Consider the following 8,962-nt stretch of genomic DNA (forward strand, 5'->3'; position numbering starts at 1 on the left):
CATTTTAAATTACAGTTACCAGGGAGTGGTTATGAGTTCCAAAATTACTGCACGCGGCCAGGAAATATTAAAAGACCCCTTATTGAATAAGGGTACCGCTTTTACTGAAGCTGAAAAGGATTTGTTTGAGCTGCATGGACTTCTTCCCTGCAATACCGAGAGTATTCTCGAACAATTGAGACGCAGCCGTGATGCCTACGATGCCAAAGATACTCCTCTTGAAAAACATATCTACTTAAGAGCGTTGCAGGATCGCAACGAAGTCCTTTTTTATCGTTTTGTCCTGGATAATTTACTGGAAGTTTTGCCCATAATTTATACCCCAGTAGTGGGAGAGGCCTGTCAGCAGTTTCATCGCATTTATCGTCAACCCCGCGGTTTGTTCATCAGCTATCCTGAACGGGATAGAATGGAGAAGATTCTTTCGACTGTTGCGAAAAATCGACGGATTGATGTGATCGTTGTCACTGACGGCGAGCGAATTCTGGGATTGGGTGATCAGGGCGCTGGCGGTTTGGGCATCCCAATTGGAAAATTATCGCTTTACTCCGTTTGCGGGGGTATCCATCCTGCGCATACATTACCTATTGTATTGGATGTAGGTACCAATAATCAGGAAAAGTTTAATGATCCTGAGTATTTGGGTTGGCGTCATTCCCGTATTACTGGCGAAGAGTATGATCAGTTTATTGACCAGTTTGTGCAATCGGTCAAAAAATGCTTTCCAAATGTACTATTGCAATTTGAAGATTTTGCCCAACAGCATGCCTATCCAATTCTCGAAAAGTACCGTGATCAACTCTGTACCTTCAACGATGATATTCAGGGAACAGCCGCAGTTGCAGTAGCAGCTATCATTGCTGCAACACGTGTTTCCGGTGTTCCATTAAAAGACCATCGTATCGCCCTGCTCGGTGCCGGTTCAGCTGGCTGCGGCATCAGCGAGCAATTGGTGCAGGCAATGATTAATCAGGGACTTAGCGAATCCGAAGCACGATCTCGTTTTTATCTGGTCGACAGAATGGGTTTACTGCAGGAAGGTCTGGAGAATATTCTGCCCTTCCAAAAAGGCTTTGTTCAATCGAAAAACAGATTAAAAACCTGGACGGTCCAAAACAAACAGCAGATTAATCTTCTTGAAGTAATTAATAACGCTAAACCGACCATCCTGCTCGGCGTTTCAGGGCAACCCCAGCAATTCAGCGAGCCAATGATACGCAGTATGGCGAGTTACTGCGATCGCCCTATTGTATTCCCACTCTCCAATCCCACTTCACGGGCTGAGGCGACTCCACAGCAAATACTGGAGTGGAGTGCGGGTAAGGCCCTGGTTGCTACAGGAAGTCCATTTGATCCAGTACTAATTGGCTCTCATTCGATTGAAATTTCCCAATGTAATAACTCCTATATTTTCCCAGGTGTAGGCTTGGGCGTCGTCGCCGGAAAGGCGCGTCGCGTCACCGATAAAATGATGATGGCCGCTGCAATGGCATTAAGCGATCTGTCTCCGGCAATGATTAAGGGTGAAGGCGCTCTCTTACCTGATCTTCGAGTCATTCGTGATGTAAGCCGACATATTGCCAAGGCGGTGATTCTACAGGCTATTAAGGAAAACCACGCGGATAAAATTAGTGATGCGGAAATTGAAACAGCGATAAAAGAAACCATGTGGTACCCTGAATATGAGGTATTTACGAAGTAATTCCATCCTGAATACAAGCCTCCCGGCTTGTATTCCCTACCTTTTTTAAGAGGATTTAACTATGCGGCGCCAGTGGTATATTGGATTCGGGCTCATCCTGCTAAGCTTTATTTTTTTCCTAATCATGATGCACGATACCATCTGGTGCATTGTCTTTCTGGTACCAATCATTATCGTGGGAATCTACGATCTGATACAAACCAAACACTCCGTTCTTAGAAACTTTCCGGTCTTAGGTCATTTCCGGTTCATTATGGAATTTTTAAGGCCTGAAATTCAGCAATATTTTATTGCGGATGACCAGGAAGAGCTTCCTTATAATCGTGAAATCAGAAGCATGGTGTATGAACGGGCAAAAAATGTGCGTGATACGATTCCCTTCGGCACCAGCCGTAACATTACACAGGTCGGTTATACCTGGGTTTTACACTCACTCGCTCCCAAACATGTGTCAGAAGTTGAACCCAGAATTGTTGTCGGCGGGCCTGACTGCAGCAAGCCTTATAGTGCCTCACGTCTGAATATCTCGGCAATGAGTTATGGTTCCTTATCGCCTAATGCCATCATGGCGCTTAATAAAGGAGCAAAACTGGGGAATTTTGCTCACAACACCGGTGAAGGTGGTTTAAGCCCCTATCATTTGCAAGGCGGCGACATTATATTCCAGATTGGTACTGCCTATTTTGGCTGTCGGGATGAAAATGGCAATTTCGATGAAAAGGAGTTTATCGCAGAGTCAACTCGCGAAGAAGTCAAAATGATTGAAATCAAACTCTCGCAAGGAGCCAAACCCTCTCATGGCGGGATTTTGCCCGCAGCGAAGGTCACTCCGGAAATAGCGAAAGTGCGAAAAATTAAAATCGGAGGCGATATTCTTTCTCCGCCAGCCCACACAGCCTTTGACTCCCCGCGCACTTTACTGGAGTTTGTAAAACATTTACGGGAATTATCCGGAGGCAAGCCTGTAGGGTTTAAGCTCTGTATAGGCAAACGCCATGAGTTTCTGGGTATATGCAAGGCAATGCTTTTAACCGGTATTACTCCTGATTTCATTACAGTTGATGGCGCTGAAGGCGGTACGGGAGCGGCTCCAGTTGAATATACCAATCGAGTGGGAGAGCCTTTGGAGGCAGCTTTGGTTTTTGTCCATAATGCTCTGGTAGGCGTTAATTTACGGGATAAAATCAGAATTATATCCAGTGGAAAAGTAGCCAGCGGCTTTGATCTGGTCGCCAATATCGCAATGGGAGCCGATATGTGTAATGCGGCACGCGCCATGATGTTTGCGGTGGGCTGCATTCAGTCAAAACAATGTAATGCCAATACCTGCCCTACCGGAGTCGCCACGCAAAATTTACGATTGCAACGCGGTTTGGTTGTTGATGAGAAACAATACCGTGTATTGAATTTTCATAATAATACCGTCAGAAGTTTTCTTGAGATGGTAGGTGCAATGGGTTTATGTAATCCCAGCGACTTATCGCCAGAATATCTGATGAGACGGGTCAGTGCCGACTGTGTTAAACCCTTTAATGAAATCTATGATTATTTAACACCGGGACAATTGCTTGGCGAAGAAATCCCTGAATGCTTCAAAAAACACTGGCTAAAAGCAGATCCTGAGCGCTTTTAGCCAAATACTATATGGGAGAACGTCACATGAAAAATGCTGGCGCGTTCTCAAACGATTACGTAACTCCCCAGGTACGTCATCCTGAACGTAGCGAAGGATCTCAAACTGCTTAGAGCTAAGCCAGATTCAGGAGATCCTTCACTGCGTTCAGGATGACGTACCTGGGGAGTTACACGATTACTTATTAATCCAGACCTAACAACTGGGCCCTATCATCCTCATTAGTATTCACCAGACCAACATCTGCAGCCCGATACACATTTTCAAGCACATCTTTATAAAACTGTGTAGTAGAAGGTTGGCGGCCCTGTCGTGGATTATCCAGTGCTTCCTGAGCGATATCCTTTATATGCTCATACAGGTCGTATAAATCATTTTCCGTTTTGTTTTGTTTTGCTTCATAAGCGTCAATTGCTCTTGCCATTTCAGCGACTCGATGTGGCACTCTCAATGTTCTACCGTCGACATTTATATCCACCCCGCCTTTAATGAACAAGAAACCGGGTATGCTCCAGGGTTTGCTGCGAATTAACTGTTTGATGTTCTGAATCGCATTATGGTGCAATTCCTGTTTTTCGTCCAAGGCTTTTGCTTGCGCTTCAAAATAAGGCTCTACGCGAGCGCTGTAATCTTTTGGATCTGAAAGACGCGTGGTAAAGTACTCATCCAACGCAGTTTTATTTGCAATTATCTGTTGCAATGGTGCCAATTCCTGAGGATTAATGATACCTTCCATAATCAAGGGATTGAATATTTTAATAGCCAGATTACTGTGTAGGTATTGTTGATGCAGCTCTCCTTTTCTTGCAGCAATGTTTCTAATAATATTTAGAATATGGGTTATCTTTTCATTAAACACATAATCTTCCGGATAGGCATTTTTAGTATTGCTTGCTTGATAAGCCCTTGCAAAAGCGTCTCTATCCAGTTCTTTTATAATCTTAAGCAAGATATTCGCGAAGAAATCGCCGCTGTCAGATCGAATAAATTTTTCATCTTTGGCTTCAAAACAGAGATCGGTCAAACGAAGGATTAAAAACTCTAAATCATCATCGTCTCTGATCTGATTAATTATTTCACTGGCATATTGTTCTCTCTCTTCCTTCGACATCGCGCACAAGTCATCGTAAAATGCTTTGTCCAGATAATGATCATTTAGAAATTCAATTTTATCTTGTGACTTTTTAAAGCGGCTGAGCTGGGACATGACTGACCTTATTTTTACCTAGATGCTTAATATTATAACTTAAGTGTCACTTTAAAAACAATCCCATCCATAATAAAGCAACTTATTTTGTAACTCCCCAGGGTACGTCATCCTGAACGCAGTGAAGGATCTCCTGAATCTGGCTCAGCTCTAAGCAGTTTGAGATCCTTCGCTACGCTCAGGATGACGTGGGGAGTTCTTTATTTTCTACTAGAATAAATAGTAAACAATTTACTCAATAAACCTACATGCCCAGATCATCCAAAGGTTTCATCGCGATTGATATAGACGGAACAACTTTAGTAGAAAAAATTGACAAGAATCCTCTTTATGGCCTTCGCAATAAGCAGAGTCATATGAGACAGGTATTACTGGAATATGTTCGCAGAGCTCAGAAAGAAGGCTATGATATTCTGATATTGACTGCAAGGCCCGGGATTGTAGATAGAGGATTACAGGCATTGAGTAGCTATTTAGGAACAAAACCCACCAATGAAATTGTCAATATTCTTGAAGCCTATGATGTACATAATGTTGAAATAGGACGTGCGCCGGCAGGCCTTAAAGGCCATAAAATGGCCGAAATTCTTCAATTATATCATCAGGAGGGACATAATGACGCCATTGGCCTGCTGTTTGATGATCAATTGAAGCAGGTGAATGATGTAATCGCCCAGAATAATAGTAAACTAGTCGCTATTGATATAAACAGCGCCGCTGATCTTGACAGATTCTGGACTGAAACGAAAATCCCTGTCACGGGCCGAAACCCTTTTCATCCTGAAAATCTGATAAAAAATATTAAAGAAACTCATCCGGAAATAAGCTTACTGTATAAGAACATTGAGCAAATCAGGTTTCCCCAAGAAGCTGAGCTGATAAAAAAAATTGTCGATGATTTATCAATACGCATATATGAAGCAAAGCATAGAGCCTATCATCCTGAAATCAACTGGGTTAATAATGCAATCACGGGGATTAATACGATCATTAATAAGTTAAGCAAAGATAACCCCCATATTCGACAAGCTGAACTTAATGCAATTAGCCAGACAATATTTGGTACAGATGATTTATCAAGAGTTGTGCCCAATTCCAAAATTGAACTTTTACTGCAGGCTCTTATTATAGATTTAAAAGATTTCGCCCTGCGTGATGAACTACTCAGAACACTGATAAACTATCAGTCTCAGTTTCAATCTAATGCGCATGTAAGAGAACACCCAGGGATGCTAATTGAAATTAATCGCCTTAATCAGCTTATTGATATCTTACAAATCCATCCCCATGCAAGTGATGCCTTAGCCGCTTTTGCAAATACACTGCAAAAAAATGAATCAGAGTATTCTACTTCATTATGGTGGCAACCCGTAAACAATCTGTTAAACCAGTCGCCCACGGTTAACCCGCTCGCCACCATTAGTAAATCGCATCAGTTTAAACAGAGGATAAGCGAGATGAAAGATGATTGTATACCCAATGAAGGTTCAGGCTTAAAACTTTGACCCCCGTCATAAATTGACAATGTGAATTTCTCTTAATCATAATGAAACCTTTGACGACAAAAATTTTCAAAAATATGAAGAACATAGCTTGATCAAATGCGCCACTCTAATATAATTAAATTGACCTTTTGAAACTGTAAGCAAGCTTTAACTGCGGCTCACAAAGTTCCGAAGGAGTAAATGTTGCCAGATACTGTTTCTGGTCCTTAACTGTGTTTCAAATTCTAAACTTTTTCAAAGGAAGGATTCATCATGAAAAAATCAACTTTAGCCGTGGCCGCATTACTGACTGCCCTTTCAGCTGCTTCTGTTGTTCCTGCTGCCTATGCTGATTCAACCACTACTCAAGCAAGTGGCTGCGCTGGTTGCAAAGGCTGCAAAGGTTGTAAAGGCTGCAACGGATGCAAAGGTTGCAAAGGTTGCAATGGCTGCAAAGGTTGTGGCGGCTGCAGCGGTAGCTAATATTTTTAAAGGAAGCGGAAACGCTTCCTTTTTTTTCTAGCGTGTATTTATGTCTGAATTTTCATTACCTTATTTGAGTAAAACGAAACAATCCCGCCTTTTGGCCTATGCGTCTCAGATTCTGGAAGCCCAGCAACAGATGACCACTGCCAAAGGAAAAAACATTATCCATTACACTTTGCAAAAGAAGCGCCGCCATGAATCAATGAGCCATTATCCCAAGGGGGATCGCATTGATCGCCAAACGGGAGCTCAATATTTTTATCATTGCCATCGTGAAGATTATGAAAGCATGGAGCATGGCCATTTTCATTGTTTCCTGCGCTATAAAGGGATCCCCGCCAAAATAACTCCTACTCCTTTATCCGATTGGGATAAAAACATGGATAATCCAATGACCCATATCGTGGCTATTTCCATGAATTGCCTAGGCCAGCCGATACGCCTCTTTACCGTAAACCGGTGGGTGTCCTCCGAGATTTGGTATGATGCAAAACACGTGTCCAGTTTCATCAAAAAATATGAAATGACACTGGAAGATGACCCATACTGGATGATTCTGGATCAATGGATTGAAGGCATGCTTCATTTATTTGAACCTCAGATTATCTGGTTGCATCAGGAAAGAGATAGGCAAATTGCCCGTATCAAAGCAGAAGATCCCGAGTCTAACCCCTACGAAGATCATCGCTATGAAGAGCTTTCTTACATTGACATTGATCTCTCTAGCCAGGTTCAATGGGTGTTAAATGCAATCAATCAAAGTGAAACCCCTGCGCAAGTTTAATCTTTTTAATGTATGGATCGCGTAGGTCGGGCGCTTCGCCCGACGTTCTTTTTTTCATCCAAATGAACAAATTCGAGGCTTCTACTTTCCAAAGAAATGTCGGGCGGAAGCGCCCGACCTACATAATCCGGATAAGCTAATGACATCCCTCCTCGTTTTACTGTATAATATTCATTCTGTTTTTTGCTTCAGGTGTTATGAAATGAAAAAGATCGTCGTAGTTTAAGAGAAAACCAATTCATTTTCACAATGAACTGCTTTTTTAAAAAAGCGGATTTGTTTTTTATTTTCTAAAACTTCGAGGATTTTATGAATTTTATTATGCCGCCTGTGTGGCTTATTGTACTTATCGCGGGTTTACCCCAACTGTCTGAAACAGTTTATACCCCTTCCCTGCCTGTCATTGCGCAAAGCCTGCATACCTCTGCGTCAATGATGGAATATACGCTTACCATTTATCTATTCGGCTTTGCCATTGGCACGCTGGTATGGGGAAAATTCTCCGATCGATTTGGGCGAAAACCGGGAATTCTACTGGGACTGCTGATATTTATCATAGGCTGTACGGGATGTTACTATTCGACAACCATCAGCGGGTTAATGCTCAGTCGTTTTGTTCAGGCCTTTGGCGGAAGTATCGGCAGTGTCCTGGGACAGGCAATTTGCCGGGATGCCTTTCAAGGCAGTGCCTTAGGTAAAGTCTATTCTGTCGTCGGCAGTGCACTGGCTGTTTTCCCTGCGGTAGGTCCTGTCGTGGGTGGGCTTATCGCAGAAAATCTTGGGTGGCGAAGCATTTTTACGGCTTTGACGTTTTTTAGCTTGCTGCTAATCATTCTGGTAGCGAGAAAACTGCCTGAAACGCATCTGCCGGAGCAACGCGCCCGGATTTCAATTGCCAAAGTAGCTATCCAATTACTGAGTAACAAAAAAGTGATGGGATTCGCACTTCTGGTGGCAGGTTGTAATGGCATTTCATTTAGTTATTTTGCTGAAGGACCTTTTTATTTCATCAAGATACTAGGTTTGTCACCCAGTCAATTTGGTATGAGTTTCATTGCCATTGCCATAAGCACCATGTCAGGCGGTCTGCTGTCCAAATATCTGCATACCTATCGTTCTTCCGGCAAAATCATGCAATACGGCCTAATGATTATTTTGATTGCGACGATAATATACAGTTTTATCGCTGTTTATTTGCATCTTTCTGCAATGCTGATGATTATTCTGAGCCTGGTAATGCAAATGAGTATTATGTTTGGTGTTTGCATGGTCACAACCAACGCCCTGGCGCTCGCTCTGACTGACTTTAAATGGTGTATTGGCACCGCATCCAGTGTGTTTGGTTTCTTTTACTACTGTTTAATTTCCGTCTTTACTCTGGGGATGGGATATTTTCATAATGGCACACTGCAGGCAATGCCCTTATATTTTTTAGCAATCGGTCTGTTCATGTTTTTAATAGAAAAACGGCTGATTAAGAACTAAGTTACTGAATTAACATGTCTTCCCCGCGAAAGCGGGGATTTATTTCTGAGCTAACTATAGTGCCAATTGAGGAATGGATTCCCGCCTTCGCGCTGAGTGATCCTGTCATTATTTTGAACAACTCAAAGCGCCAGATTCAATAAATGAGTGATATTGCTGTTGCAGGTCACTCATTACGCTC

At 42.6% G+C, this 8,962-nt stretch carries 7 protein-coding genes; 6 read left to right on the forward strand and 1 reads right to left on the reverse strand.

What is annotated here, in order from left to right; all coding sequences use genetic code 11:
* Positions 1-31 precede the first annotated feature (31 nt).
* Both E1O89_RS03820 and E1O89_RS03825 read left to right on the forward strand, forming a co-directional pair.
* On the forward strand, positions 32-1,702 hold the full coding sequence (locus tag E1O89_RS03820) for an NAD-dependent malic enzyme (RefSeq protein ID WP_133139007.1): 1,671 nt from the start codon (positions 32-34) through the stop codon (positions 1,700-1,702).
* Between the two features lie 61 nt (positions 1,703-1,763).
* A complete protein-coding gene (locus E1O89_RS03825; protein WP_133139008.1) occupies positions 1,764-3,335 on the forward strand; it encodes an FMN-binding glutamate synthase family protein in 1,572 nt (523 codons plus the stop codon).
* Positions 3,336-3,519: 184 nt separating this feature from the next.
* On the opposite strand, the gene E1O89_RS03830 is transcribed toward E1O89_RS03825, so the two are convergent.
* Complete coding sequence (locus E1O89_RS03830) at positions 3,520-4,542, reverse strand: hypothetical protein (protein WP_133139009.1); 1,023 nt, start codon at positions 4,540-4,542, stop codon at positions 3,520-3,522.
* Positions 4,543-4,790: 248 nt separating this feature from the next.
* On the opposite strand from E1O89_RS03830, the gene E1O89_RS03835 reads away from it, so the two are divergent.
* From E1O89_RS03835 to E1O89_RS03850, 4 genes are all read left to right on the forward strand, one after another.
* Positions 4,791-6,047 (forward strand): hypothetical protein, encoded by a 1,257-nt coding sequence (locus tag E1O89_RS03835; RefSeq protein ID WP_133139010.1) that lies wholly within the window; start codon positions 4,791-4,793, stop codon positions 6,045-6,047.
* 252 nt (positions 6,048-6,299) lie between these two features.
* Complete coding sequence (locus E1O89_RS03840; RefSeq protein ID WP_058507627.1) at positions 6,300-6,509, forward strand: hypothetical protein; 210 nt, start codon at positions 6,300-6,302, stop codon at positions 6,507-6,509.
* Positions 6,510-6,558: 49 nt separating this feature from the next.
* Positions 6,559-7,296: a DUF6969 family protein gene (locus E1O89_RS03845; protein ID WP_133139011.1), complete on the forward strand. Its 738-nt coding sequence runs from the start codon at positions 6,559-6,561 to the stop codon at positions 7,294-7,296.
* A 309-nt stretch (positions 7,297-7,605) separates the two neighbouring features.
* Positions 7,606-8,781 carry a multidrug effflux MFS transporter gene (locus tag E1O89_RS03850; RefSeq protein WP_133139012.1) on the forward strand — a complete coding sequence of 392 codons (1,176 nt, stop codon included), beginning with the start codon at positions 7,606-7,608 and terminating at the stop codon, positions 8,779-8,781.
* Positions 8,782-8,962 lie beyond the last annotated feature (181 nt).

Source organism: Legionella genomosp. 1 (genome assembly GCF_900640215.1).
GTDB classification, from domain to species: domain Bacteria; phylum Pseudomonadota; class Gammaproteobacteria; order Legionellales; family Legionellaceae; genus Legionella_C; species Legionella_C quinlivanii_A.

Bases quoted from the DNA above. Each gene is read 5' to 3' on its own strand.
- E1O89_RS03850 (WP_133139012.1), top strand. From the start codon at position 7,606: ATGAATTTTATTATGCCGCCTGTGTGGCTTATTGTACTTATCGCGGGT.
- E1O89_RS03820 (WP_133139007.1), top strand. From the start codon at position 32: ATGAGTTCCAAAATTACTGCACGCGGCCAGGAAATATTAAAAGACCCC.
- E1O89_RS03825 (WP_133139008.1), top strand. From the start codon at position 1,764: ATGCGGCGCCAGTGGTATATTGGATTCGGGCTCATCCTGCTAAGCTTT.
- E1O89_RS03840 (WP_058507627.1), top strand. From the start codon at position 6,300: ATGAAAAAATCAACTTTAGCCGTGGCCGCATTACTGACTGCCCTTTCA.
- E1O89_RS03830 (WP_133139009.1), bottom strand. From the start codon at position 4,542: ATGTCCCAGCTCAGCCGCTTTAAAAAGTCACAAGATAAAATTGAATTT.
- E1O89_RS03845 (WP_133139011.1), top strand. From the start codon at position 6,559: ATGTCTGAATTTTCATTACCTTATTTGAGTAAAACGAAACAATCCCGC.
- E1O89_RS03835 (WP_133139010.1), top strand. From the start codon at position 4,791: ATGCCCAGATCATCCAAAGGTTTCATCGCGATTGATATAGACGGAACA.